This is a genomic window from Pseudomonas sp. B21-009, assembly GCF_024749345.1.
Lineage (GTDB): Bacteria > Pseudomonadota > Gammaproteobacteria > Pseudomonadales > Pseudomonadaceae > Aquipseudomonas.
In genome coordinates this window covers 2,276,457-2,299,593 of record NZ_CP087199.1, presented here as the reverse complement: position 1 = coordinate 2,299,593, position 23,137 = coordinate 2,276,457, and the positions used below count along the sequence as shown (strand labels likewise).

The window sequence follows — 23,137 nt, the reverse complement described above, 5'->3', positions numbered from 1 at the left end:
ACGCGCTGGCGAGTGTTGCTTGCAGGCAGGCGGCGATCAGCTTCAGGTGTCAACCAGCGCAGGGTGATCGCGAATTGATAGCGACCAGTTACAACGTACGCTTGACAGAGCTGACCGCCTCCAAAAGCGCCGCGCCCACAACGCCTTCGTTGAAAGCCGGCGTGGGTACGGCGTGGGTACGGCACTTACTCTTCTTCGTACACCTTGCATTCAAGCTTGATGTCTTCAGATTGTTTTTCCTTGTTGGATGGATCCGCCCGCGATTGCTTCTCGGCATCCTGGACACTGGATGCTTTATAAGAGTCGTATCCAAAATCCTTTTTCTGGTTGTCCTCCATCTTGCTGTATTCACAAATGTACTTTTCAGTCTCGGCCCAGCCTGCCAGCGGCGACGCCATCAAGATCAACCCGCAGACCAACACCGCTTTTCTGGATGTATTCATCAGCTTGTGCTCCTGCACAAATTCGATTTACAAGGTGGTTGTTGCCCGGTGCCTGAAACCCTCGCTGACTGCCTGCAACCAAACACCTCGGCCCCGTTGATGCTATCGATCGAGAACAACAGCGTCACCTGACATAAATGCCAGGTACCCCGCGCGCAAAGAGGGGTGCAAACGGCGGCGAGTACTGCTATTGCGCCATGAATTTCAATGACCTATAACGCGCTCCATGACGATGACCCGCTCCTCCCCCTCCATCACCTCGCGGACCTTGGCGTAGCCGAGCCGGGCATAAAACCCCTCTGCAGTGATTGATGACGGCACCCGCAGCACCATCTGCCCCGCTTGCCGGGCCAGGTTTTCAAGCGCCTGCATCAGCGCGCGACCCACGCCGGTGCCCTGCACCCCTGGCACCACAAACACACTGCGCAGCACATTGCCTTGCAAGCTGGCAGTGGCAACCAACTGCTGGTCGAGCAGCGCCACCAGCACCTGGCGCTGCTCAAGCAAGGCCAGTATTCGCTCTGCAGTAAAGCTCTGCTCGACCTGGGCGATCAGCGCCGCCGAATAATCGGCGGCGTTGGTCTGCTGCAAGGACTGGATGATCACCGCGCTGATGGCGCTGGCGTCGGCGGGCGTGGCGGGGCGAATGTGCAGGGGCATCGGCTCGTTCCGTGAGTCAGGGTCGGGACGCCAGTGTGCCGTGTGTCAAAGCCGGCTAACAGCCTTGAGCCTCTGTTGAAGTGCTGCGAACCTTGCCAGGCAACGCCAGGGCGATCAGCACACCCAATAGCGCGATCCCGCCGCTGACCAGTACTGCACGCTGCAAGCCCAGCGCGTAGCCTTGCTGCCAGGCTGCGCCGCTCAAGCCGTCGAGCCCCTGGTTGGCCAACCCCACCAGCAGCGCCAGGCCCAACGCCCCGCCAATCTGCTGGACGGTAGACGCCATCCCTGACGCCACGCCCTGCTCGGCCGCCGCAACCCCCTGCCCGGCGCACACCCACATGGCCGTCCAGGTCATGCCCTGGCCGATGCTGAGCAAGGTAATCGGCGCCAGCAGGCGGGCAAAAGCGCCATCCCCGGGCAACATCCAGCCGAGCCAGAGGATACCCAGGCCGCCGGCCAGCAAGCCGATAATCAAGGTGCTGCGCAAACCCAGGCGGGCCAGCGCCCGTTCGGCAATGCCGATGCCCAGGGTGCACACCAGGGTCGCCGGCAAAAACGCCAGGCCGCTGGCAAGCACGCTGTAGCCGTAGACCTGCTGGAAGTACAAGGCCAGGAAGTAGTACTGCACGCTGAAGCTGGCCATGAACACTGCGGTCAGGCCCATGGCCGCGCGCAGGCCCGGGGTGCGCAGCAGGCGCAGCGGCATCAACGGGTCGCGGCTGCGGGTTTCGATCACCACAAACACCGCCAGGCAGATGAGTGCGGCCGCCAGCACGGTCCAGAACAGCGGCCGTTGCCAGCCCCAGCTCGGCCCTTCGATCAGCGCCAGCACCAGCAGGCTGCCGCCGAGGGTGATGGTCAGGGCACCGGCCAGATCAAACGAGCGCCCCTGGGCCCGTGGCGGGTCGATCGGAATCCAGTAGCCGGCGGCCCAGGCGCAAGCCCCCGCCAGCGGCACGTTGACCAGAAATACCGCCTGCCAGCCCAGCCACTGGGTGAGGATGCCGCCGAGCAAGGCGCCGAGGGCCAGGCCCGCGGCCGAGGCGGCGCTCCAGATCGCCAGGGCGCGAGTGCGCGGCGCACCTTCGGCGTACTGGCTGTTGATCAGCGCCAGGGTCGCGGGGAACAGCAAGGCACCCGCCAACCCCTGCAGCGCCCGCGCCAGCACCAGGATCTCGGCCTGATGGGTCAGACCGCCGGCCAGCGAGGCGATGGCGAACACGCCCTGGCCAAGCCGATACAGGCGCCTGCGGCCGAGCAGGTCGGCGGCGCGTCCGCCAAGCAGCAGGCAGCCGCCAAAGGCCACGCCGAAGGCGCTGATGATCCATTGCAACTGGCGCGGGCCGATGGCCAGGTGCTCGCCAATGGTCGGCAAGGCGACGAAAACGATGGTGTAGTCCAGGGCAATGATCAGTTGGGCGCACGCCAGCAACAGCAGCATCAATGCAGGGTGGCGCGGGGTGGGAGTCGACATGCGGGGCATCCTTGGCAAGAAGGCGCCAGTGTCTTTCATGCGCCAGGCATGATAAATACGCTGCCAGTTCTTTCAGTAATGACTTTAATCATGGATCTGAACACCGTTGCCCTGCTGCTCAAGGTCGCCGAGCTGCGCAGTTTTACCGCCGCAGCCGCCAGCACCGGCTTGACCCAGTCAGGCTTGTCGCGGGCAATCCGCCGTCTGGAAGAGCAACTGGGGGTCAAGCTGCTGCACCGCAACACCCGCAGCGTCAGCCTGAGCGCCGACGGCCTGCTACTGCGCGAGCGTTGCGCCCCCTTGCTGGCCGGCTTCGAGGAAGCCGAGCAACTGCTGCTCGACCGCCGCTGCGAACCCAGCGGCACCCTGCGCCTGAGCCTGCCCTCGGCCTTTGGCCGGATCGTCATCCTGCCGCTGCTGGGCGAACTGACCCAACGCCATCCCCAACTGGTGGTGGATGCGACCATGACCGATCGCCTGGTCGACCTCGCCGAAGAAGGCTTCGACGCCGCAGTGCGCATCGGCCCGCTCAGCGATGTGCGCCTGGTGGCCCGGCCGCTGGCGCCGATGCACTGGGTGACCGTCGCCTCCCCCGCCTACCTGGCCCGCCACGGCATGCCGCAGACCCTCGAAGACCTGGCCCGGCACAACTGCCTGATGGTGCATAACCCCTACCTCGGGCGCCGCGTCGACTGGCAGTTCGTCCAGGACGGCAAGCGGGTCGACGTGCAGGTCAGCGGGCAGCTGCTGTTCGATGTCGGCGACCCGCTGATCGATGCCGCGCTGCAGGGTTTCGGCATTGTCCAGGTGATGGATTTCGTCGCCCGCCAGGCTCTGGCCGACGGGCGTCTGGTGCCGGTGCTTGAGCCGTTTTCCGGGCGCTGGCGTGAACTGGCATTGGTCTACCCGCCGTCGCGCCAGCACTCGCCACGCCTGAAGGTGTTCAGCGACCTGCTGCAGGAGTGCTGGCCGCGCGCCTGGAGCTGACGATTGCCTTTTGCCGGGCGCCGGGCCTATAGTCGCAGCCGGCGTCAACCACGCCACCCGTCCGCGGAAAGGGCTGCGCCCAGGCTGTACACCCCACATTTTTGTCTACGACTCCCGGCCTGACAGCGGACAAGGCTCGCACAAGGAGTTCGTATGCCTGCTCGACTGTCGTCGCCGTCCCATGACGGGCGCATCAATCTTGAACAACAACGCAAACGCGCCAAGGAGCTGCTGCAGCGCCTGCGCAGCGGTACCGCGCCCGAGCAATTGGCGCTACTCGGCCCGGCCTCACCGCGCCTGGCCGATGCCCAGTGGCTGATTGCCCGCGACCTGGGCTTTGCCAGCTGGCCCAAGCTCAAGGCGCATATCGACGCTATCGACTTTGCCGCCCGCCACCCGCAATTTACTGCCGATGACGAAGCCGCCACCCAGCATTGGCGCTGCGGCAACGACATCAGCCACAGCCTGCGCCTGGCCGGCTTTACCGGCGACTTTCAGATGCTCAGCGACCCGCTGGTGATGGGCCCGGTGCGTGACGTGCCGACAGTGCCTTACCGCGCCCTGCGCAGCGACTACATCAGCCAGGCCTATGGCCTGGAGCTCGCCGAAGTACAGCACAAGATGGACACCGAATACGCCGACCTGGCCCGCCTCGACGGCTGCCCCAGCGCGGTGCTCTGGTGCGAGGCGGATGCCTATGACCAGCTGTTTTTGATCCGCGTGCTGGCCGGCTTGGCCAAGCCGCCGCAGCGCCTGGAGCTGATCGAGATTGACAGAATGCCCGGGGTCGAGCGGTTTATCGGCATCGGCCAGTTAGCCCCGGACGTATTGGCCTGGTTGTGGCCGCAGCGCCGGGCAGTGGATGGGCCCATGCTGCAACTGGCGCGCGAGGCCTGGGCGGCGTATTGCGCCCCCTCGCCACTGGCCTGGGCGCAGTTGGCCCATCGCCAGGACTTGGCCCTGCCCTTGCTCGCCCCGGCGCTGCTACGCCAGTTGCAGGAGCTGCCGGGCGTGGACGACGGCCTGTCGCTGAGCGAACGCCTGGCGCTGCAGATCATCAACGAGTTCGGCGAGGTGCCGTTCGGCCGGGTGTTTGCCGAACTGATGGGCAAGCGCGAGCCACTGCCTTACCTGGGCGACATGATGTTCCATGCCCTGCTGCGCCCGCTGATCGATTCGCCGACGCCGCTGCTCATCCAGGCGCAGGCTGAGCTGGACTGGCCGCGCCGGCCCCTGAGCCTCACCCCGCTGGGCGAGCAGGTGCTGGCGGGCCAGGCCAACTGGCTTGAGCAGCAGGCCCCCGAGCGCTGGGTCGGTGGTGTGCGCCTGCTGCCCGGGCAAGGGCATTGGGCGCTGGGCAGCGACCTCTGGCCGGTGTGGCGCGGGTAAATCCATTGCTCCCGAGCGCCGGCAGACGAGCGTGATCCTGGCTGATCCGGTAAAGTATGCGCCGCTCGAGAGATGGATCCCGGGCCAATTGTCATGGAGTTATGCAGTGAAAAACCTGAGCAAAGTTGTCGCCTGCGGCCTGTTCGTCCTGGCCCTGGCAGGTTGCACCGGCACCCCGATGAAAACCCAGCACTACAACGCCGACCAGTACACCGTGATCGGCCACAGCGAAGCCAGCGCCACCGGTCTGCTGGTACTGGGCGTCATTCCAGTGCGTCAGAACAGCCGCTTCGTGCGCGCCCAGAATGCCGCGATCAAGGCCAAGGGCGGCGACGCGATGATCAACACCCAGGTCCAGGAAAACTGGTTCTGGGCCTGGGTACTGACCGGCTACACCACCCGTGTCTCGGGTGATGTGGTCAAGCTGCACAACGTTCAATAGGCCCCGCAGCCACCGGTGTAGGAGCGTGCCTGAACCACGACCGCTTCGCGCTCGATCGCGGGGCAAGCCCGCTCCCACAGGATTGGCGCAAGACCCGGCACCGCTGCGCCCAGTTCCGGGTGGCGCGCTCAGATAGCGTATGATCGCCTCTCCTCCCGCAAAGACCCTCACCGCCATGCCACTGAGCAAACGCGAACAGGCGCAGCTTGACCGCCGTCTGGTCGCCACCCTGACCGAAGCCTGCGAGACCGCCAAGGCCGAAATCGTCGGTTTTGCCTGGCTCACCCACCTGGTCGATTACACACGCTTCCCTTCCAGTTTGCAGGTGATCTGGGTTTTCGAAACCCGGGCTGCCAAGGAACACGCCCTGGCCAGCGGACAAGGTAAGCGAATGATCGAGCTGACGGCCTTGGCTTTGCAAGAAGCCGACGTCGAATTGCATCCGCTCGCACCTCACGTGCAGTTCGACATCGAACAGCGCGGCTGACACATGGCCAAGGACATCGAAACCCCCTGCATCGCCGTGTGCCAGTTGAGCGGCGACCTGTGCCTGAGCTGCGGCCGCAGCAAGGACGACATCCGCAAATGGAAGCGCATGAAACGCCCGGAAAAAATGGCTGCCGTGCAGCGCGCCAAGCAGCGGATGAAAAGCCTGAAAAAAGCCAAAGGCTAGCGTTTCAGCCAGCTGCATCCTGAATCAGGAAATCAATAAAGGCCCGCACCCGCAGCGGCACATGCCGGGCATGGGGATAGAGCAAAATGAACGGCCGTGAGGTGCCGCCATAGGGTGCGAGTACTTCTTGCAACTGGCCGCTGTCGAGTTCCTGCTGCACGGTAAAGCGATACGCCTGCATCAGCCCCGCACCGCTTTTGACCAGTGTGGCGGTGGCCAGGAAGTCTTCCAGGCAGGTGACGCTGCCAGTCACCTCCAGCTCCACGCGCTTGCCCTCAAGCATGAACGACCAGGGCACCTTGCGCCCGCTGCTGGGCAGTTCGAACTGGATGCACTCGTGAGTGGCCAGCTCGTGCGGCGTCTGCGGTGTGCCCGCTGCGCGCAGATACTCAGGCGTTGCCACAATCACCAACTCGGCGTCTTCCAGACGCCGGGCGATCAGCCGCGAATCGGCAGGCTCGCGGCCACGAATGGCCAGGTCGTAGCCTTCGTCGGCAAAGTCGATGTTGCGATTGCTGACGTGAAGGTCGATCTGCACCTGCGGATACAGCTGGCGAAACCTGGCGAGTCTTGGTAGCAAACGATAGTGCGCATAGGGTGTCGGTACGCTGATGCGCAGCAGCCCCGACGGCACGGCCTGGCCGCCGCTAAGCGCACGTTCGGCATCCATCAGCTGGCTCAGGGCCTGACGGCATTGCTCATGGTAATTGCGCCCGCCTTCAGTCAGGCGCATCTGCCTGGTGGTGCGCACGAACAGGCGCACCCCCAGGCGCTCTTCCAGGCGCGCCACCGAACGGCTGACCGCTGCCGGCGTGACCCCGGCCAGGGTCGCCGCGCCGGTGAAACTGCTGGTTTCGGCAGCCAGGCAAAATAGCTCGATACTGCCCAGTTGAAGGTCATCGAAATGGCGGGTCATGGCGGCTCAATTGATTACACAAAGTATCAATTCAAATTCCATGCGCAGCATTTTTCAATAGTCGCTTGCAAATTAAAGTCTGCCTCACCTACCCGGCGACCCCGCCGGGCCCACTGGAGACCGACCATGCACACCGCCAAGACTGTCATCGTAACCGGCGCCTCGAGCGGCCTGGGTTTTGCCATCGCCAAGGCTTACCTTGAGCGCGGCGACAATGTCGTCGCCAATGCCCGCACCCTCGCCCGCCTGCAGGAGGCCGCCACCAAGCTCGGCAACCCGCCCAACCTGCTGCTGGTCGAGGGCGATATCGCCCTGCCGCACACGGCGCGCACACTGTTCGAGCAGGCCATCGACGCGTTCGGCAAGGTCGATATTCTGGTCAACAACGCCGGGATCTTCATCGCCAAGCCGGTCAGCGACTACACCCAGGCCGAGGTCGAAGCCATCGTCGACACCAACCTCAAGGGCTTCTTTTACCCGGCCCAGGCAGCGGCCCGGCACATGGCCGGCAACGGCGCCGGGCATATCATCAACATCAGCGCCTCGATTGCCCTGCAACCGAACATCAAAGTACCGGCGCTGCTGCCGGTGCTGATCAAGGGCGGCATCAACCAGGCAGTCCGCGCCCTGGCCCTGGAGCTGGCGCCGTCACAGGTGCAGGTCAACGCCGTGGCCCCGGGGATCATCGATACCCCGCTGCATGGCGATGACCCGCAGACCCGCGAAGCCCTCAAGGCCCTCGCCCCCACCGGGCAGGTCGGTTCGCCCAAGGATGTGGTCGATGCGGTGCTATACCTGACGGACTCGACATTTGTCACCGGTACGGTGATGGCCGTCGACGGTGGTTCGGCGACGGGAACCTGGTAAACACACAGAGGGAAAGAACATGCCGTATGTCCATATTCGCGTGACCGACGAAGGCGTCACCCGCGAACAGAAGCAGCAGTTGATCGAACAGACCACCGCGATGCTCGAGCGGGTGCTGAACAAGCCACCGTCGTCGACCTTCGTCGTGATCGAAGAAGTGAACACCGACAACTGGGGTGTGGGTGGCGAGACGGTGACGACGCTGCGCCAGCGAGAGAAAACAAAGTAGGCATCTGTCGCGACGCCTCGACTTGACCCGCGATGGCGTCAACACGATTTGACCTCTTGCAATAACCCCTGCACCACCGCCAACATCCCCTGCTGCGCCATCGCCAATTGCCGGTCGGCACTGCTCCCCTGAGCAACAATCACCTGCGCCCGGGCAAAGCTGCGATCACCGTCAACCCCCTGCAGCGCATCGGCAAACACCGCTTGCGCCCGCGCCAGCCACTGCCCGGCGCTACCCTGCCCTTCATCCTCCAGGCAAATGAACTGCCCATGGCGGCCATGGCGCATGGCCCGCCAGTAGTTCTCCCGGGCAAGCCAGTGGGCCTCGCGGCTCAGGTGCACGGTGGTACGTGGTTGCGCCAGATAATGCTCGACCATGCAGCGGAAAAACCCGGCTATGCACAGCGCATCTTCAAGGTTCGGGCAAGCATCAGCGATGCGCAGCTCCACCGTCGGAAAGCGCCGCGACGGGCGGATCGCCCACCAGCCGTCATCACCCTCGCGCAACGAACCGGTGCGTCGCAACAAGGCCAGGTAGCGCTGGTATCCCTGCCAGTCGCTCAAGCGTTCCGGCAGGCCCATGTGCGGCCATTCCCCGCAGGCTACCTGGCGATAGCTCATGTAGCCGGTCACCTGGCCTTCCCAGAACGGCGATGAAGTACTGAGCAGCAACAGCAGCGGCAACCAGGGTAGCAACTGGTTGATCAGCTGGATGCGGTCGTGCCCGGGCGGCACCCCGACGTGCACATGCAGGCCGCACAACAGGCTGCGCCGGGCCACCTGCTGGTAGTCGGCGAACAACTGGCGAAAGTGTTCGTCGTCAGCAGGCTGCTGCTTGCGCCAGCCGCCCAGGGGATGACTGCCGGCGCTCAATAGGCCGATGCCCTCCTCGGCCAGTACCTGTGCCAGTTGCGTGCGACTGCCGGCGAGAAACTCCCGGGCCTGGGCCAGGCTGCTGAACACTGACGATGCCACCTCGATCTGGCCCTTGAACATCTCCTGGGCAAAGTGTGCGCCAAGCACCTGGCGGCACAGGTCGATCTGCGCCGCCGACGGCGCGGCGAGCATGCGCCCGCTGGCCAGCTCGACCAGCAGGTATTCTTCCTCGATGCCAAAGCCGCAGGGGCTGTTCATCGGCGGGTGACGCTCAAGGCCACTGCGCCGATGCGTTCGACCTGCTGGTAACCGGGCTCGAGCAGTTGTTCGCCGAACACGTCGGGGTCCAGTTCATGGTAGTGCCAGGCCCAGTCGGCGGACGCCAAAGGCGCTTGCAAGGCTGTCAGGAACGGGTCGCGACCATCAACCATGGCCACCCCGGTGTACAGCAGCAAGGTGCCGCCCGGCGCCAGGCGTGGCAGTGCTTGTTCAACGATCCGCAACGACAGCCCGGCGCCCAGGGCGCCGCCACCATGCCGGTAGGCGCGCTCACTGGCGTCGAGCATGTACGGCGGGTTGGCGACAATCAGGTCGAAGCTGCCGCTAATGCCCTGGAGCACATCGCTGTGCTCGACCGAGACGTTGGCCAGCTCCGCCAGGGCGACGTTGATAGCGGTCAGGCGCAGGGCCTGCGGGTTGATGTCCACGGCGCTGACCTGCGCATGCCGGCGGGCACGGGCGATCAGCACCGCGCCGACCCCGGCACCGCAACCGATATCCACGGCGTGGTTGATGCTGGCGAAACTCTGCTGCAGGTGGGCTTCGATCAACTGGGCAAAGCGATAGCTGTCCGGGCCGAAGAACACCGCGTCCGTGCTGTCGGTGGGAAAACCGGAATGAACGAACAGCAGATCATGCAGGCTCGACCAGCGTACCCGGCTGCGCAGCAGCTGTTCATGCTCGTCGAGGATCTGCGCCCGTTGCAGCTGCGCCAGCTCGTCCGCTGACAGCAGCGCGGGCGCAAAGGGCCGGTTCCAGCCGAAAATATCGCGCAGGGTATGAGACTGTTCTGCACCCTCACGCTGGTTATTGCGCCACTGGGTCAAGGGCGTGACGCTGGTAAAGCGATAGCCATCAGCCAACAGCCGCCGCCCCAGTTGCAGCAAGGCCTGATCGGCCTGGCGTTGCGCCTCGGTCAATTGCATGGTCAGCCTCCGTTACTGATTGAGCCCAGTCATCTGCGCGTATTTGCGCGTCGCCGCCAGGCCCTGGGGCAAGGCGTGACGAGCCCCGGCCATTTCGCTGATCAGGTAGGCGATCCGCGCCTGCGGCGGCAGGTCATGGAGCTCGCGCTCAAGCGCGCTCACCAGCGCCTCGTCGTGCATAGACACCTCGGCCTTGGCCGGCCCGTGACGAGGGCGGCGCGGCTGCCAGCTGAGCGCGATCCAGTCATGCAGCAGCTGCTTTTCATAGGGGCTGAAGACGCCGAACATCGCTGCTGCCGGGCCGTCGATCAGTTGCCAGAAACGGCTGTCGGCCGGGTCCTGGCCGCGTTTGATCCAGCCCTTTTCCTGCAGGGCGGCGAGAAACCCCGCAATGCTGCCGGGCTCGGCCAGCCACTGGTTGACCGTGCGTCCTTCGATACGGCAGTAATCGGAATGCATGTGCTGGCCAAAACTGCGCTTGCGCTCGAAGGCGACCACCAGCTCGGCTTCGAGGTCAAACTCGGCAATGATCGTCGCTGAGCCCGGGCCCAGGTCGTTGAGCCGATAGCCTCGCGCCACCCGCCGATAGAACTCGCTGGCACCCTGCGCCGGCCACAGTTGCATCAGTGCCTGCACCGCCTTGCAGGCGTGGCCGCTGCTGGCGTTGTCGATGCTCACGTGCAGGCGAAAGTACTGCGGGTCGATGCCCAGTTCGTCCAGCTCGTAAGCGCTGATCAGCAAATGCAGGGGCAGTTGCTCATAGCCCAGGTTGTAGCCGATCACTTCGGGCAGGAACGCCTCGGTGTTGAAGCCCAGCGCCAGTTGCAGCGCACCTTGCAGGTAGCGGTCGTCGCCCAGCGGCAGCTGCTCATGGCAGCCCAGTTCGCTGAGCAGGCGCCGGTAGATCAGCACATGGTTGCAGGCTGGGTCGCCATCACCGAGCTCTTCCAGGTAGATGCGGATCAGGCCGTGGTAGCGCGGGTCGGCCCAGTGCCTGAGCATGCCGAACAGCCAGGCACCATCCACCGCCTTGGTCGGGGCGACGTGCTGGAGAAAATACAGCGCATGGGCGCGGTTGCTGAAGTAACGCCGGGCAGCGCCGGCTTTGCGCTCGGCCAGGTACTGGGCGTATTGCCCGGCCACGGCAGCAGCACGTTCGGCAGTCCATTGGCCAAGTTCGACGGGGTTGGCCGGCAGTTCATCAGGCAAGGCCTCTGCCTGGTGCAGTTGCTCGCCGAGCCAGGCGGCGCTGTCGCTCAGCTCGCCCTGCAACAGGGCGTGATAACGCGCTGCATGGCCTGCTCGGCTATCGATGACATGCGGGTCAAGCACGGGTGCGGCGGTCATCACGGTCATGGCGGCAGCCTTCGGCAGTCGGGCGAGAAGTGCCCTCTATGCAAGGGAGCGGTGCGCCGCAACTGAAGTTCAGATCATCTGCGCGGCAAAGGGACGGATGGCAGGCCGGCGCGGTAGAATCGCGCCATTGCCGTTTTTGCCTGGAGTCACCCCTGCCGATGCCCGCCCTCCACCACTTCGTCGCGCCGCCCGCCGAGCCGATCAAAAGCCAGATCCTGCAGATGGTGGTCGACTACCTGACCGACATCAGCAGCGTCGCCCTGGCGCCGAGCAATCCGCTGTACAGCCTGTACCAGTACGGCATCGGCTTCGAAGTGCACCTGTATCTGCAGGCCATGGACGGCTCGCGCGGCATCCCGGTCGAACTGATCGTGGCCCTGGACCTCGACGACCCGGAGCAGGTGGTGGGCTTTTTGCTGTACCTGCCGCTCAAGGATGACCCTCAGGCCTGTTCTGTGGCCTACCTGGCCGTACACGCCAGCCACCGCCGCCAGGGGATTGCCCGGGCCATGCTCGCGCAGATGACCGCGCGCTACCCGCAGGCCGAGCTCGGCTGCGTCGCCAGCAAGGTGCCGGTGTTCGAGGGCCTGGGCTTTCAGGTCACCGGCGCGCGCGGCCCACAGGTGTTGATGAACACCCACGCCGAGCCCAGCGCCGGCATGGCGGCGGTGCTCGACGTAGCGCCGATCTACCGCACCCTGGAGGTGCAGCAGATCCACAGCTACCTGCTCAAGCAACACGGCAAGCGGGCGATGGTCGATGCCGAGAAACAGCGCGACCGCCACCTCGACCAGCTCAGCCGCAAAGCCCGGGCCCTGGCCCTCGAGCGCTTGGGTCAAGGGCCGTGGCTGGACGGCGGGCGCGGGCTGCGGCTGGTCTAGTTTTTCACCGCCTGGCTCATCAGCACCTGCAGCACCAAGGCGGTGCCCTGCTCCACCTCGCCCTGGCGGCAGGCGATGCCCAGGTGCCGCCACACGCCCGGGCGCAACGGGCGCATGCAGATCCGCGGGTCATGCTCCGGCGCTGCCGATTCATGGGGCAGCAAGGTCGCGCCATAGCCCGCCGCCACCAGGCTTTTTACCGCGTCGTTGTAATTGAGCTGGATACGCGCTGGCGGCTGCAGGCCGGCGCTGGCAAACCATTCGCTGGTCACCCGCGACAGCTGGGTGCTGCTGTCGTTGAGAATCAGCGCCCGGCTGGCCAGCCACGCCGGGCTGATCCGCGCCGGCGGCGACCAGCTGGCGGGAATGAACGCCATGATCGGGTCGCGCCGCCACGGGCGAATCTGCAGGCCCTTGATCGCCGCCTGCGGCAGCGCCACCAGGCCGATGTCGAGGCTGCCGTCGTGCAGGCGCGCCAGCGACTCGCTGGAGGTCAGCACCTGCACCTGCACATCGATGCCAGGGTGCTGCACGCCGAGGATATCCAGCGCCTGCGGCAGCAAATGGGCGATGGCACCGGTGGAAGCGCCCAGGCGCACCCGCCCGGCCAGGCCCTGGACCTGGCGCTGCACATCATCGAGCGCCTGCTCGGCATCGGCCAGCAAGCGCCGGGCGCGTTCGAGCAGGGTTTCACCGATGGCCGTGGGGCGGATCTGCCCGCGCTTGCGCGACAGCAGCGGCGCACCAATGCGCGTCTCGAGGTCGGCGACGTGCAGGCTGACCGTCGGCGGTGCCAGGTTGAGCGCCCGCGCCGCCTGGGCAAAGGAGCCGAGGTCGGCGATCACCACCAGGGTACGCAGCCGGTCGAGGCTGATCTCGCGCATGGGCTTATCGTTCAGAAAAAATGAAGTTGAGCATCATGATATTCAAATTTTCTTTCGTCCAGCCGCAGGTGAAGATGGCTGCACATTTGTCACCTATGTACGAGAGCCCCCATGCACCAGCCCCTGGTTTTTATCGACGGCGACCAAGGCACCACCGGCCTGCAGATCCACGCCCGCCTCAACGCTCGCAACGACCTGCGCCTGCTGACCCTGCCGGCGGGCGAGCGCAAGAACCTGCACCTGCGCGCCGAAGCCATCAACAGCGCCGACGTGGCGATCCTGTGCCTGCCCGATGACGCCGCCCGTGAAGCGGTGGCGGCCATCGTCAACCCGCAGGTGCGGGTGATCGACGCCAGCTCCGCGCACCGCACCACCCCGGGTTGGGTGTATGGCTTGCCGGAGCTGGATGAAGAGCAGGCCGAGCGCATTGCCCAGGCCAAGCGGGTCAGCAATCCAGGCTGCTACCCGACTGGCGCCATTGCCTTGTTGCGGCCATTGATTGGCGCAGGCCTGGTGCCAGCGGACTATCCGCTGACGGTGAACGCGGTATCGGGCTATTCCGGTGGCGGCCGGGCGGCGGTCGAACGTCATGAAGGGCCCGATGCACACACAGCCCAGGGCGTGCTGGTGTATGGCCTGCACCTGGACCACAAGCATGTGCCGGAGATCCAGCAGCATGCCGGTTTGTCGCAGCGGCCGGTGTTTGTGCCCAGCTATGGCAGCTACCGCCAGGGCATCGTCCTGACCATCGCCCTGCAGACCCGGTTGCTGCCGGCAGGCGTGAGCGCCGCGCGGTTGCAGGCGTGCCTGGCCGAGCATTACCACGGCGCCCGGTATGTACAGGTGGCGCCGCTGCAGTTGGGCGCCTCGGCAGTACACCTGGACCCGCAAGCAGTCAACGACAGCAACGACCTGCGCCTGGCGGTGTTTGCCAATGAAGAGCACGGCCAGGTATTGCTGACGGCGGTGTTCGACAACCTCGGCAAAGGTGCGTCGGGGGCAGCGGTGCAGAACCTGGAGCTGATGCTGGCGGCCATGGGTTGAGGGCCCAATCGCGGGGCAAGCCCGCTCCCACAGGGAGGTCCATGTGGGAGCGGCGGTGCGGCGACCCGACTTGCCCCGCGATAGCTTCACACCACCCGCAACACCTGCAACGGCACCCACCCCGATTCGCTCCCCTTGTTGCACCACACCCATCCGTTCAACTGCCGCCCACCCACCAGGCAATCGCCCACGTCCACATTCAGTTCCCGGGCGCAATAATCCTCCAGGGCGACACCCTGATCATCGCCCAGCCGCTCGATCACCTGCCCCGGCACCCAGCCGGCCTGCTGCCCGGGTGTACTGCACAAGTACCACTCATCCCAGCCTTCCTCGCCGTCATAGCGCTCGCCGATGTGCAGTGTCGCGCCCCTGGCAAAAGTGATGGGCTCGGGGTACTCACTGCGGTGCGCTTCAATCACCATGAACATCACCAGATTTCACCTCCATTTGAAAAACCACGGCACTGGCGCCATGCTCGGCGGTCTGCCACTTATGCGGATCGCTCAGCAGGGAAGAATATCGTCATGTGTGCAAAACCAGTAGTCAGTGCCAACCCCGCCGGTTGTGTGCGGGTGCGCGGCGCCCGTGAGCACAACCTGAAGAATGTCGACGTCGACATTCCCCGCGATGCGCTGGTGGTGTTCACCGGGGTGTCGGGCTCGGGCAAGTCGTCGCTGGCGTTCTCCACCTTGTATGCCGAAGCCCAGCGCCGCTATTTCGAATCGGTGGCGCCCTACGCGCGGCGCTTGATCGATCAGGTCGGGGTGCCGGCAGTGGATTCCATCGAAGGCCTGCCGCCGGCGGTGGCCCTGCAGCAGCAACGCGGCACGCCCAGCGCGCGCTCGTCGGTCGGCAGCGTCACCACCCTGTCGAGCCTGATCCGTATGCTCTACTCGCGCGCCGGCAGCTACCCGGCCGAGCAGCCGATGCTGTTCGCCGAAGACTTCTCGGCCAATACCCCGCAAGGCGCCTGCGCCGAATGCCATGGCCTGGGCCGGGTGTTCGATGTCAGCGAGGCGTCGATGGTGCCCGACCCGTCGCTGAGCATCCGCGAACGGGCGGTGGCGTCCTGGCCCATGGCCTGGCAGGGGCAGAACCTGCGCGATATCCTCGTGACCCTCGGCTATGACGTCGACATCCCCTGGCGCGACCTGCCCCAGGCGCAGCGCGACTGGATTCTCTTCACCGAAGAAACCCCGACGGTGCCGGTGTACGCCGGCCTGACCCCGGCGCAAACCCGCCAGGCGCTCAAGCGCAAACTCGAACCCAGCTACCAGGGCACCTTCAGCGGTGCCCGGCGCTACGTGCTGCACACCTTCACCCATTCGCAAAGCGCGCTCATGCGCAAGCGCGTGTCCGCCTTCATGCGCGCCAGCCCCTGCCCGGCCTGCGCCGGCAAGCGTCTGAAAGCCGAGGCGCTGACGGTGACCTTTGCCGGCAAGGACATCACTGAGCTGTCGCGCCTGCCACTGCTTGACCTGGCCGAACTGCTCAAGACCGTCGCCAATACCGATTACCTCAAGCAGCCTGAAGAAGCCGGCGCTGTGCTGAGCCACGCGCAAACCCGCCAGGCCCGCGAGCAACGCGCCGCCCGCGGCGAGAACCCCCATGAAGGCGGTGCGGATGTGCGCCACACGCCCAACCTGTCGGTGGAAAAACGCCTGGCCGCGCAGCGCATCGCCGCCGAGTTGCTGGAGCGCATCAGCACCCTGATCGACCTGGGCCTGGGTTACCTGGACCTGGAACGCAGCACACCGACCTTGTCGTCGGGCGAGCTGCAACGCCTGCGCCTGGCCACCCAGCTCAACTCGCAGCTGTTCGGGGTGATCTACGTGCTCGACGAGCCCTCGGCCGGGCTGCATCCGGCTGATAGCGAAGCGCTGTTCACGGCCTTGCAGCGGCTCAAGCAGGCGGGCAACTCGGTGTATGTGGTCGAGCATGACCTGGACACCATGCGCCGCGCCGACTGGCTGGTGGACGTCGGCCCGGACGCCGGCGAGCACGGCGGCCAGGTGCTGTACAGCGGCCCGCCGGCAGGCCTGGCCAAGGTCGAGGCCTCGCGCACCCGCACTTACCTGTTCAACGAAAATCCCCCCCAGGTTCGCCCGCCGCGCACGCCCCAGGCATGGCTGCAACTTGAAGGCGTCACCCGCAACAACCTCGAGCAACTGGCGGTGGCCTTCCCGCTCGGCTGCTTCAGCGCGGTCACCGGGATTTCCGGCTCGGGCAAATCGAGCCTGGTCAGCCAGGCGCTGCTCGACCTGCTCGGCGAGCACCTGGGCCAGGCCCGCAGCCAGGAGGACGTCGCAGAACAGAGCCTGGAAGACCAACCCGAACAAACCAGCGACGGCTGGATCAGCGCCGGCCTTGAGCATATCCGCCGCCTGGTGCAGGTGGACCAGAAGCCCATCGGCCGTACGCCGCGCTCGAACCTGGCGACCTATACCGGCCTGTTCGATCACGTGCGCAAGCTGTTTGCGGCAACGCCCGATGCGCAGGCGCAAGGTTTCGATGCCGGGCAGTTCTCGTTCAACGTCGCCAAGGGCCGCTGCGAGACCTGCGAAGGCGAAGGCTTTGTCAGCGTCGAGCTATTGTTCATGCCCAGTGTCTATGCGCCCTGCCCGACCTGCCATGGCGACCGCTACAACCCCCAGACCCTGGCCATCACCTGGCAAGACTTGAACATCGCCCAGGTACTGCAACTGACCGTCGACCAGGCCAGCCAGCGCTTTGCCGAACAGCCAGCGATCAGCCGCGCCCTGCGGGTGCTGCAGGACATCGGCCTGGGTTATTTGCGCCTGGGCCAGCCGGCCACCGAGCTGTCGGGCGGCGAAGCCCAGCGCATCAAGCTGGCCACCGAGCTGCAACGCCTGGCCCGCGGCGTCACCCTCTACGTGCTGGACGAACCCACCACCGGCCTGCACCCGCAGGACATCGACCGCTTGCTGGTGCAACTGCAGCGCCTGGTCGAGGCCGGGCACACGGTGATCGTGGTCGAGCACGACATGCGCGTGGTGGCCCAGAGCGACTGGGTGATCGATATCGGCCCCGGGGCCGGTAGCGCCGGCGGCAAGGTGGTGGTCAGCGGGCCGCCAGCGCAGGTGGCGGCGTGCAAGGACAGCCACACGGCGGAATTCCTCGCCAGGGCGCTGGCTTGCGATCGGCAAATTACGTAGCATCCTGCGCTTTTTGCCCCGGCAGCACCCCGCTGCCGGGCCGCTCTTCAGGTAGGTCATGAGAACAACCTCGCTACGCGCCGATGTCCTGGCAGGACTCACCACAGCCTTCGCCCTGGTGCCCGAGTGCATCGCCTTCGCCCTGGTGGCGCACCTCAACCCGTTGATGGGCCTGTATGGCGCCTTCATCATCTGCACCCTGACCGCCCTGCTCGGCGGGCGCCCGGGGATGATTTCCGGCGCGGCCGGGTCCATGGCCGTGGTCATCGTCGCCCTGGTGGTCACCCACGGCGTGCAGTACCTGCTGGCGACGGTGCTGCTCGGCGGGCTGATCATGATCGCCTTCGGCCTGCTGCGCCTGGGCAAGCTGGTGCGCATGGTGCCGTATTCGGTGATGCTCGGCTTCGTCAACGGCCTGGCGATCATCATTGCCCTGGCCCAGCTTGAGCACTTCAAGGCCGATGGTGCCTGGCTCAGCGGTGCACCGCTGTACCTGATGCTGGGGCTGGTGGCGCTGACCATGGCGATTGTCTACCTGTTGCCGCGCCTGACCCGCAGCGTGCCGCCGGCGTTGATCGCCATTCTCGGCGTCGGTGCCGGCGTCTACCTGCTCGACCTGCCGACCCGCACCCTCGGCGATCTTGCCCACATCGCCGGCGGCCTGCCGGCCTGGCGCTGGCCGCAGGTGCCGTGGAACCTCGAAACCCTGCAGGTCATCGCCCCCTACGCGCTGCTCATGGCCCTGGTCGGCCTGCTGGAAACCCTGCTGACCCTGAACCTCACCGATAAAATCACCGAGACCCGCGGCCACCCCGACCGCGAATGCGTAGCCCTGGGCGTGGCCAACATGACCAGCGGGCTGTTCGGCGGCATGGGCGGTTGCGCGATGATCGGCCAGACCGCCATCAACCTGAGTTCCGGCGGCCGCGGGCGGCTGTCGGGAGTGGTTGCCGGGGTGATGATCCTGATGTTCGTGCTGTTCCTCTCGCCGCTGATCGAGCGCATTCCGCTGGCAGCGCTGGTCGGGGTGATGTTCGTGGTGGCCCAGCAGACCTTTTCGTGGGCGTCGTTGCGGGTGCTGCACAAGGTGCCGGTCAACGATGTGCTGGCGATCATCGCCGTGACCCTGGTCACGGTGTTTACCGACCTTGCCACTGCGGTGCTGTGCGGCATCGTCATCGCCGCGCTCAATTTTGCCTGGCAACAGGCCCGTGAGCTGTATGCCGACAGCCACGACGAAAGCGACGGCAGCAAGCTGTACAAGGTCCACGGCACCCTGTTCTTCGCCTCGACCACGCCGTTCCTCAACCAGTTCGACCCGGCCAATGACCCGGCCCAGGTGACCCTCGACTGCCGTCACCTGAACGTTGTCGACTACTCGGCGATCGCCGCGCTCAAGACCCTGCGCGAGCGCTATGGCAACAACGGCAAGCACCTGCGCGTGGTGCACCTGTCCGAACGCTGCAAGCAATTGCTCAAGCGCGCCGGGCTTGAGCACTAGGGCGGTTTACGGCGCGCCGAACATCGCTGTCCAGTAGATCCCGGCGTCGCTTTTGGGGTCGACCGCGTAAGCTGCGCCCAGCTCGCTGAACTGCGGGCTCATCAGGTTGGCGCAGTGGCCGGGGCTGGCCAGCCAGCCATCGACCACCTTGCGCGGGGTGTCCTGGCCGGCGGCGATGTTCTCGCCGACCTGCTGGCCGGCATACCCGGCAAGCTCGGCGCGATCTCCCGGAGTGCGACCGTCGCGGTCCTTGTGATCGAAGAAGTTGTTGTTGGCCATGGCCCGCGTGTGGCTTTCGGCGGCGCCGGCCAGGGTAGTGTTCCAGGCCAGCGCCGTGGTCGCATTGAACGCTTGGCCGCCGCACTGGCGGGCCTGGCTACGCGCTGTGTTGATCATCTCCAGGACCTTCTGCCCTTCGGCCTGCCAGTCGCCCAGGCGCCCGGCCAGCAGCGGCCGCGCCAGCACGATGCGCCAGTCGCGGCCCTCGCGGCTGACGCCGACATCAACGAACTGCGGGTCGAGTACCACCTGGCAGAAGCTTTCGCGCACCGCCTGCATCGCCGCCTGCGCATCGCGCGGCCCGGACAGGCTGATGGCCTGGACGTTGACCATCGGGTAGCTGTTTTGCGCCAACGCCTCGCGCAGGTCGCCCATGCGGTTGGCCGGCAGCATCAGGCGCGGGTCGCTGGCCAGCGGCGGCAGCTCCATCGACCCCTGGCCTGCGCAACGCTGGGCCTGGCTGCGGTAGGCGTTGATCGACTCGATCAGCTGCGACTCGTCGCTGGCCTGGGCGGTCACGCTAAACGCCAGGCCCAGCGACAACAACGCCAGCGATGCAACAGGTGAAGTGACGCGCATGGAAATCTCCCTTGAACGGACTGTGTAGATGATGCCCGAAGTTGCCCGTCGTCTGACAGCGGGAATGTTTTGAGTTCCTTGCGGTCGATCCTGTAACGGGAAGTTCCACTCCCAGGCCAATCAAAGGTTCGAGCATGCGCCTGCTAACAATTGCAACTTGCCTGGTACTGACGTTTTCCAGCGCCCTGACATTGGCGGCCGACTCCAAGGCCCAGGTGGCCGAAGAAAAAGCCCAAGTGCTGGAGCAAAAAGCTGCCAGCAACCCCGATGCCCCACCCGCGCCCAAATCCCAAGCCATCACCAAGACCGAAGTCCAGGCCGTCGACCCGGCTGGTGCAGCCGCGCTGGATGATGCCATCACCTGCCTGGCGCGCAGCATCTACTGGGAGTCCAAGGGCGGCGAATCAGCCGACATGGAGGCGGTGGCCAATGTGGTGATGAACCGGGTTGGCCACGCGGGCTTTCCCGATTCGGTCTGCGGCGTGGTCAAGCAGGGCTCGGAGACCGGCGCCTGCCAGTTCTCCTGGTGGTGCGATGGCCGCTCGGACGCTGTTCAGGAAGAGGTGCGCTACACCCTGGCCAAGGAAATAGCGCGCAAGGCGCTTAACAAACAACTGCCGGATCGCACCGGTGGCGCCCTGTACTTTCACGACCGCCATGTGCGCCCCGACTGGTCGAAGACCTTTGCCCGAACAGCCGAGACCAGCGAGTTTCTGTTCTACAAGCCGCGCAACGGCGAGTCGCACTAGCTCAATAGAAGTCGTAGTAGATCGTCCACTCGCCGCTGTCGCGGTGCTTGAAGAACATCAGGCTGCCGCTGTCGATCACGTTGAGGTTGATCTTGGCATCGGATGAGACCTGGAAGACGAACTCAAAGCCGTCGCCCGGGTCTACGCCCGACTGACAGAACGACGGATAGCCGCCAATCTTGTGCTCGTAGGCGTGGGTGATGACCTCGTAGTAGCACTCGATGTCCCCTGCCTGTTCGAGCTTGACGATCTCGGTGACCAATTCATCCGGCACACCGCCGCCGTCCCACAGCGGATAGTCCTCGGCGAGTTTTTCAGCGCGCAGCGGGAAGGCCTTGAGAAAGGAGTTGGCGACCGGCAGGTCCTTGCGCACCAGCTCGTCGTCGGCGCGGTATTCGCGGATCAGCCAGTTGTTGCCCATGGGCTCGAATTCATCCGGGAACGGGTAACCGACGAACAGGGTGAGAACGCGGATGTCCTTGAGCAGCGGGCTGCTGAACGGCAGGCTCGGCAGGTGGAACTGGGCCACGGGCAACAGGGGCTCGCCAGCGGCGTTGGTCGGTACGCCTTCGTCGGGGCCGTAGAGGAACACCCGGCCGAGCCAGCTTTCTTCATCGCTGTTGGTCGGGCGAAAGCCGCCGGCGAAAAAGCGCATGGCGGGTTTGGCCAGGCGTTGTTTGATTGCTTCAATGTCCATATTTTCTTCCTTGTCGCGATGCAATTTAACTGCGCAGCACCATCGCCTTGATGGTTTCGAACAATTCGCGCTGCGCCTGCTCGGCGCTAATTTCAGCATTCGCCGCCGCATGCGACAACGCCTCCGCCGCGCCGATCATCGCCCGCAATCCGGCCACGGCAATCGCGCCGCTGGCACTGAACGGCGCCAGCAGCGCCCGGCATTTTTCCATGAACACTGCCTCGTACTCGCGCTTGATCTGTTCAAGCTCTGGCGAGCTGGCCAGCGCAGCAATCACTCCGGGTATCTCGCGGCCCTGGGTCAACACGCAGTCGACGTAGCAATTGGCAAGCACTGCAGCGCTGCTCTCAAGCGTCGGCTCGCAGGCGGCCAGGGCGGCGTCCATCACCGCAGTCTGGCGCTCGTCGTAACACTGGTACAACGCCGCCAGCAAGCCTGAGCGGGTACCAAAATGGTCATACACCACCGGCTTTGTAACCCCGGCCAATTCCGCCAGTCGGCCCAGAGTCAGCGCCTCGGTACCCTCTTCGCGGACCAGGCGCCAGGCCACCTCCAGCAGTTGTTGCTGACGGTCTTCGCGCGACAGACGCCGACGTGGTTGCGGATCGCTTGACATGCTTACCTACCAAAAGCAACTTACCAAAGGTAACTTGTACTCAGCTTACAAGCCTTATCCTTTCCCCGCAATCCGCAGGAGCCCTTGCCATGCACGCGCTTGTTGTTGTCGCCCATCATGACCCGCAGTCACTCACCCACAGCCTGGCCGCCAAGGTGGTCGAAGGCCTGGCACAAAACGGCCATAGCGCCGAGCTCGCCGACCTGTTCGCCGAAGGTTTCAACCCGGTGTTCGCCGCCGCCGACCACGCGGTTCACCAACGCACTGCAGCGCCTGGCGCCGATGTGCTGGCCGAGCAGGCGCGCATCGACCGCAGCGATGCGCTGGTGCTGGTGTTTCCGGTGTATTGGTGGTCAATGCCGGCGCTGCTCAAAGGCTGGATCGACCGGGTATTCAGCAATGGCTGGGCGTTCGACTTCAGCACCGAAGCACCGATGGTAAAAATGCTGGGCCGCTTGAACGTGCACCTGGTGGGCGTTGGCGGCGCCGATGCGGCAACCTTCAGCAAGCATGGCTACGGGCAGGCGATGAAGACCCAGATCGACCACGGCATCTTCGATTATTGCGGCGCCCGCGTGGTGAGCTCGACCCTGCTGCTGGAATCGGAAAGCGCCGACCCCGGCGCCCACCTGCAGCGCATGTTCGAGCACGGCCGCAGATTGTTCGCCGAGGTCGCCGAACCCGCCTGAAGCGCCTTACTTGCTGTCGCGGCGCTCGTTGATCCACTTCACCACCTGGGTGGAAAACTCCGCCGGTGCCTTGCGCCCCAGGCGCCGCGACAGGTCGAGGATAGTCTGCTGGGCCAGGGCTTCTTCCATGCGTTTTTGTGCGGTGAGCATCACCGCGTGAATGGCGCAGGTGCCATCGATGGCCCAGGCCGGCGGCGCGCCGTCGAACAGCGTGCAGCGGTCACGCACGTCGCGACAATCAAAGATCGCCTTGTGCCCGTCGATGGCCGTGACGATATCCAGCACGGTGATTTCATCCGCCGGCCGGGCCAGCCGGAAGCCACCCCGCACACCCTCGGTGGCCACCACCAGCCTGGCCTTGGCCAGCTTGGTAAAGACCTTGGCCAGGTATTCATGGGGCACCCCCTGCAGCTCGGCCAGGTCACGCACACTGGCTTCCCGGCTTTCGCCCAGGTCGTCGACCAGAAACAGCAGGCAGTGCAAGCCGTACTCGACGCCGGCGCTATACAGGGACATGACCATC

Annotated in this window: 26 protein-coding genes; 13 read left to right on the top strand and 13 right to left on the bottom strand. The window is 65.3% G+C overall.

Annotated features, from left to right (window positions below; genetic code table 11):
* Positions 1 to 185 precede the first annotated feature (185 nt).
* The 3 genes from LOY34_RS10630 to LOY34_RS10620 all read right to left on the bottom strand — a co-directional run bounded on the left by LOY34_RS10630 (position 186) and on the right by LOY34_RS10620 (position 2,547).
* Positions 186 to 443, bottom strand: a complete 258-nt coding sequence (locus tag LOY34_RS10630; RefSeq protein WP_045201284.1) for a hypothetical protein — start codon at positions 441 to 443, stop codon at positions 186 to 188.
* 204 nt (positions 444 to 647) lie between these two features.
* Positions 648 to 1,103, bottom strand: a complete 456-nt coding sequence (locus LOY34_RS10625; RefSeq protein ID WP_195883720.1) for a GNAT family N-acetyltransferase — start codon at positions 1,101 to 1,103, stop codon at positions 648 to 650.
* A 55-nt stretch (positions 1,104 to 1,158) separates the two neighbouring features.
* The gene (locus tag LOY34_RS10620; protein ID WP_408980915.1) at positions 1,159 to 2,547 is read right to left on the bottom strand and encodes an MFS transporter; all 1,389 of its coding nucleotides are present in this window, start codon (positions 2,545 to 2,547) and stop codon (positions 1,159 to 1,161) included.
* 123 nt (positions 2,548 to 2,670) lie between these two features.
* On the opposite strand from LOY34_RS10620, the gene LOY34_RS10615 reads away from it, so the two are divergent.
* The 5 genes from LOY34_RS10615 (at position 2,671) to LOY34_RS10595 (ending at position 6,071) form a co-directional block, all read left to right on the top strand.
* On the top strand, positions 2,671 to 3,567 hold the full coding sequence (locus LOY34_RS10615) for a LysR family transcriptional regulator (RefSeq protein WP_195883719.1): 897 nt from the start codon (positions 2,671 to 2,673) through the stop codon (positions 3,565 to 3,567).
* Between the two features lie 153 nt (positions 3,568 to 3,720).
* Positions 3,721 to 4,956: a DUF1835 domain-containing protein gene (locus tag LOY34_RS10610; RefSeq protein WP_195883718.1), complete on the top strand. Its 1,236-nt coding sequence runs from the start codon at positions 3,721 to 3,723 to the stop codon at positions 4,954 to 4,956.
* Between the two features lie 106 nt (positions 4,957 to 5,062).
* Positions 5,063 to 5,398, top strand: coding sequence for a hypothetical protein (locus LOY34_RS10605; protein ID WP_038994655.1), 336 nt, complete (start codon positions 5,063 to 5,065; stop codon positions 5,396 to 5,398).
* 175 nt (positions 5,399 to 5,573) lie between these two features.
* Positions 5,574 to 5,885, top strand: coding sequence for a hypothetical protein (locus tag LOY34_RS10600; RefSeq protein ID WP_195883717.1), 312 nt, complete (start codon positions 5,574 to 5,576; stop codon positions 5,883 to 5,885).
* A gap of 3 nt (positions 5,886 to 5,888) precedes the next feature.
* A complete protein-coding gene (locus LOY34_RS10595; RefSeq protein ID WP_195883716.1) occupies positions 5,889 to 6,071 on the top strand; it encodes a DUF1289 domain-containing protein in 183 nt (60 codons plus the stop codon).
* 4 nt (positions 6,072 to 6,075) lie between these two features.
* On the opposite strand, the gene LOY34_RS10590 is transcribed toward LOY34_RS10595, so the two are convergent.
* A complete protein-coding gene (locus tag LOY34_RS10590) occupies positions 6,076 to 6,987 on the bottom strand; it encodes a LysR family transcriptional regulator (protein WP_258664745.1) in 912 nt (303 codons plus the stop codon).
* Positions 6,988 to 7,113: 126 nt separating this feature from the next.
* Here LOY34_RS10590 and LOY34_RS10585 point away from each other — a divergent pair, with 126 nt between their 5' ends.
* A complete protein-coding gene (locus tag LOY34_RS10585; protein WP_195883714.1) occupies positions 7,114 to 7,854 on the top strand; it encodes an SDR family NAD(P)-dependent oxidoreductase in 741 nt (246 codons plus the stop codon).
* 19 nt (positions 7,855 to 7,873) lie between these two features.
* Positions 7,874 to 8,083 carry a 4-oxalocrotonate tautomerase family protein gene (locus LOY34_RS10580; protein ID WP_093384351.1) on the top strand — a complete coding sequence of 70 codons (210 nt, stop codon included), beginning with the start codon at positions 7,874 to 7,876 and terminating at the stop codon, positions 8,081 to 8,083.
* 38 nt (positions 8,084 to 8,121) lie between these two features.
* On the opposite strand, the gene LOY34_RS10575 is transcribed toward LOY34_RS10580, so the two are convergent.
* The 3 genes from LOY34_RS10575 to LOY34_RS10565 are packed head-to-tail and all read right to left on the bottom strand — an operon-like array spanning position 8,122 to position 11,519.
* On the bottom strand, positions 8,122 to 9,216 hold the full coding sequence (locus LOY34_RS10575) for a carboxylate-amine ligase (RefSeq protein WP_258664742.1): 1,095 nt from the start codon (positions 9,214 to 9,216) through the stop codon (positions 8,122 to 8,124).
* Complete coding sequence (locus LOY34_RS10570; protein ID WP_093384359.1) at positions 9,213 to 10,163, bottom strand: class I SAM-dependent methyltransferase; 951 nt, start codon at positions 10,161 to 10,163, stop codon at positions 9,213 to 9,215. The genes LOY34_RS10575 and LOY34_RS10570 overlap by 4 nt, the downstream gene beginning before the upstream one ends.
* A gap of 12 nt (positions 10,164 to 10,175) precedes the next feature.
* On the bottom strand, positions 10,176 to 11,519 hold the full coding sequence (locus LOY34_RS10565) for an iron-containing redox enzyme family protein (RefSeq protein ID WP_408980905.1): 1,344 nt from the start codon (positions 11,517 to 11,519) through the stop codon (positions 10,176 to 10,178).
* Positions 11,520 to 11,677: 158 nt separating this feature from the next.
* On the opposite strand from LOY34_RS10565, the gene LOY34_RS10560 reads away from it, so the two are divergent.
* The gene (locus LOY34_RS10560) at positions 11,678 to 12,400 is read left to right on the top strand and encodes a GNAT family N-acetyltransferase (protein ID WP_195883711.1); all 723 of its coding nucleotides are present in this window, start codon (positions 11,678 to 11,680) and stop codon (positions 12,398 to 12,400) included.
* Here LOY34_RS10560 and LOY34_RS10555 read toward each other — a convergent pair.
* Positions 12,397 to 13,284: a LysR family transcriptional regulator gene (locus LOY34_RS10555; RefSeq protein WP_195883710.1), complete on the bottom strand. Its 888-nt coding sequence runs from the start codon at positions 13,282 to 13,284 to the stop codon at positions 12,397 to 12,399. The genes LOY34_RS10560 and LOY34_RS10555 overlap by 4 nt on opposite strands.
* Before the next feature lie 111 nt (positions 13,285 to 13,395).
* Between LOY34_RS10555 and argC the strand changes: the two genes are divergently transcribed.
* Positions 13,396 to 14,328 (top strand): N-acetyl-gamma-glutamyl-phosphate reductase, encoded by a 933-nt coding sequence (gene argC / locus LOY34_RS10550; RefSeq protein WP_258664740.1) that lies wholly within the window; start codon positions 13,396 to 13,398, stop codon positions 14,326 to 14,328.
* Between the two features lie 86 nt (positions 14,329 to 14,414).
* Here the strand turns inward: argC and LOY34_RS10545 are convergent, their stop codons facing one another.
* Entirely contained in the window at positions 14,415 to 14,756 is a 342-nt protein-coding gene (locus LOY34_RS10545) for an SH3 domain-containing protein (protein WP_230090842.1), read from the bottom strand.
* A 96-nt stretch (positions 14,757 to 14,852) separates the two neighbouring features.
* On the opposite strand from LOY34_RS10545, the gene LOY34_RS10540 reads away from it, so the two are divergent.
* Together LOY34_RS10540 and LOY34_RS10535 are read left to right on the top strand one after the other, a co-directional pair.
* Positions 14,853 to 17,504, top strand: coding sequence for an excinuclease ABC subunit UvrA (locus LOY34_RS10540; RefSeq protein WP_258664735.1), 2,652 nt, complete (start codon positions 14,853 to 14,855; stop codon positions 17,502 to 17,504).
* A 58-nt stretch (positions 17,505 to 17,562) separates the two neighbouring features.
* Positions 17,563 to 19,005 carry a SulP family inorganic anion transporter gene (locus tag LOY34_RS10535; protein WP_195883706.1) on the top strand — a complete coding sequence of 481 codons (1,443 nt, stop codon included), beginning with the start codon at positions 17,563 to 17,565 and terminating at the stop codon, positions 19,003 to 19,005.
* Between the two features lie 6 nt (positions 19,006 to 19,011).
* Here the strand turns inward: LOY34_RS10535 and LOY34_RS10530 are convergent, their stop codons facing one another.
* Positions 19,012 to 19,863, bottom strand: coding sequence for a CAP domain-containing protein (locus tag LOY34_RS10530; protein ID WP_195883705.1), 852 nt, complete (start codon positions 19,861 to 19,863; stop codon positions 19,012 to 19,014).
* 134 nt (positions 19,864 to 19,997) lie between these two features.
* Between LOY34_RS10530 and LOY34_RS10525 the strand changes: the two genes are divergently transcribed.
* Positions 19,998 to 20,612: a cell wall hydrolase gene (locus LOY34_RS10525; protein WP_093384391.1), complete on the top strand. Its 615-nt coding sequence runs from the start codon at positions 19,998 to 20,000 to the stop codon at positions 20,610 to 20,612.
* 1 nt (position 20,613) lies between these two features.
* Here LOY34_RS10525 and LOY34_RS10520 read toward each other — a convergent pair whose 3' ends face one another.
* Together LOY34_RS10520 and LOY34_RS10515 are read right to left on the bottom strand one after the other, a co-directional pair.
* On the bottom strand, positions 20,614 to 21,309 hold the full coding sequence (locus LOY34_RS10520; protein ID WP_195883704.1) for a DUF1963 domain-containing protein: 696 nt from the start codon (positions 21,307 to 21,309) through the stop codon (positions 20,614 to 20,616).
* A gap of 25 nt (positions 21,310 to 21,334) precedes the next feature.
* Positions 21,335 to 21,925, bottom strand: coding sequence for a TetR/AcrR family transcriptional regulator (locus tag LOY34_RS10515; RefSeq protein WP_093384399.1), 591 nt, complete (start codon positions 21,923 to 21,925; stop codon positions 21,335 to 21,337).
* An 89-nt stretch (positions 21,926 to 22,014) separates the two neighbouring features.
* On the opposite strand from LOY34_RS10515, the gene LOY34_RS10510 reads away from it, so the two are divergent.
* Positions 22,015 to 22,614, top strand: a complete 600-nt coding sequence (locus LOY34_RS10510; RefSeq protein WP_093384403.1) for an NAD(P)H-dependent oxidoreductase — start codon at positions 22,015 to 22,017, stop codon at positions 22,612 to 22,614.
* Between the two features lie 6 nt (positions 22,615 to 22,620).
* On the opposite strand, the gene LOY34_RS10505 is transcribed toward LOY34_RS10510, so the two are convergent.
* The gene (locus LOY34_RS10505) at positions 22,621 to 23,130 is read right to left on the bottom strand and encodes an Rrf2 family transcriptional regulator (protein ID WP_045201334.1); all 510 of its coding nucleotides are present in this window, start codon (positions 23,128 to 23,130) and stop codon (positions 22,621 to 22,623) included.
* Between the last annotated feature and the right edge of the window lie 7 nt (positions 23,131 to 23,137).

Bases quoted from the DNA above. Each gene is read 5' to 3' on its own strand.
- LOY34_RS10615 (WP_195883719.1), top strand. From the start codon at position 2,671: ATGGATCTGAACACCGTTGCCCTGCTGCTCAAGGTCGCCGAGCTGCGC.
- LOY34_RS10600 (WP_195883717.1), top strand. From the start codon at position 5,574: ATGCCACTGAGCAAACGCGAACAGGCGCAGCTTGACCGCCGTCTGGTC.
- LOY34_RS10595 (WP_195883716.1), top strand. From the start codon at position 5,889: ATGGCCAAGGACATCGAAACCCCCTGCATCGCCGTGTGCCAGTTGAGC.
- LOY34_RS10545 (WP_230090842.1), bottom strand. From the start codon at position 14,756: ATGTTCATGGTGATTGAAGCGCACCGCAGTGAGTACCCCGAGCCCATC.
- LOY34_RS10530 (WP_195883705.1), bottom strand. From the start codon at position 19,863: ATGCGCGTCACTTCACCTGTTGCATCGCTGGCGTTGTTGTCGCTGGGC.
- LOY34_RS10525 (WP_093384391.1), top strand. From the start codon at position 19,998: ATGCGCCTGCTAACAATTGCAACTTGCCTGGTACTGACGTTTTCCAGC.
- LOY34_RS10535 (WP_195883706.1), top strand. From the start codon at position 17,563: ATGAGAACAACCTCGCTACGCGCCGATGTCCTGGCAGGACTCACCACA.
- LOY34_RS10590 (WP_258664745.1), bottom strand. From the start codon at position 6,987: ATGACCCGCCATTTCGATGACCTTCAACTGGGCAGTATCGAGCTATTT.
- LOY34_RS10515 (WP_093384399.1), bottom strand. From the start codon at position 21,925: ATGTCAAGCGATCCGCAACCACGTCGGCGTCTGTCGCGCGAAGACCGT.
- LOY34_RS10575 (WP_258664742.1), bottom strand. From the start codon at position 9,216: ATGAACAGCCCCTGCGGCTTTGGCATCGAGGAAGAATACCTGCTGGTC.
- LOY34_RS10570 (WP_093384359.1), bottom strand. From the start codon at position 10,163: ATGCAATTGACCGAGGCGCAACGCCAGGCCGATCAGGCCTTGCTGCAA.
- LOY34_RS10505 (WP_045201334.1), bottom strand. From the start codon at position 23,130: ATGTCCCTGTATAGCGCCGGCGTCGAGTACGGCTTGCACTGCCTGCTG.
- LOY34_RS10610 (WP_195883718.1), top strand. From the start codon at position 3,721: ATGCCTGCTCGACTGTCGTCGCCGTCCCATGACGGGCGCATCAATCTT.
- LOY34_RS10580 (WP_093384351.1), top strand. From the start codon at position 7,874: ATGCCGTATGTCCATATTCGCGTGACCGACGAAGGCGTCACCCGCGAA.
- argC (WP_258664740.1), top strand. From the start codon at position 13,396: ATGCACCAGCCCCTGGTTTTTATCGACGGCGACCAAGGCACCACCGGC.
- LOY34_RS10625 (WP_195883720.1), bottom strand. From the start codon at position 1,103: ATGCCCCTGCACATTCGCCCCGCCACGCCCGCCGACGCCAGCGCCATC.
- LOY34_RS10560 (WP_195883711.1), top strand. From the start codon at position 11,678: ATGCCCGCCCTCCACCACTTCGTCGCGCCGCCCGCCGAGCCGATCAAA.
- LOY34_RS10565 (WP_408980905.1), bottom strand. From the start codon at position 11,519: ATGACCGTGATGACCGCCGCACCCGTGCTTGACCCGCATGTCATCGAT.
- LOY34_RS10555 (WP_195883710.1), bottom strand. From the start codon at position 13,284: ATGCGCGAGATCAGCCTCGACCGGCTGCGTACCCTGGTGGTGATCGCC.
- LOY34_RS10510 (WP_093384403.1), top strand. From the start codon at position 22,015: ATGCACGCGCTTGTTGTTGTCGCCCATCATGACCCGCAGTCACTCACC.
- LOY34_RS10520 (WP_195883704.1), bottom strand. From the start codon at position 21,309: ATGGACATTGAAGCAATCAAACAACGCCTGGCCAAACCCGCCATGCGC.
- LOY34_RS10540 (WP_258664735.1), top strand. From the start codon at position 14,853: ATGTGTGCAAAACCAGTAGTCAGTGCCAACCCCGCCGGTTGTGTGCGG.
- LOY34_RS10630 (WP_045201284.1), bottom strand. From the start codon at position 443: ATGAATACATCCAGAAAAGCGGTGTTGGTCTGCGGGTTGATCTTGATG.
- LOY34_RS10585 (WP_195883714.1), top strand. From the start codon at position 7,114: ATGCACACCGCCAAGACTGTCATCGTAACCGGCGCCTCGAGCGGCCTG.
- LOY34_RS10620 (WP_408980915.1), bottom strand. From the start codon at position 2,547: ATGCTGCTGTTGCTGGCGTGCGCCCAACTGATCATTGCCCTGGACTAC.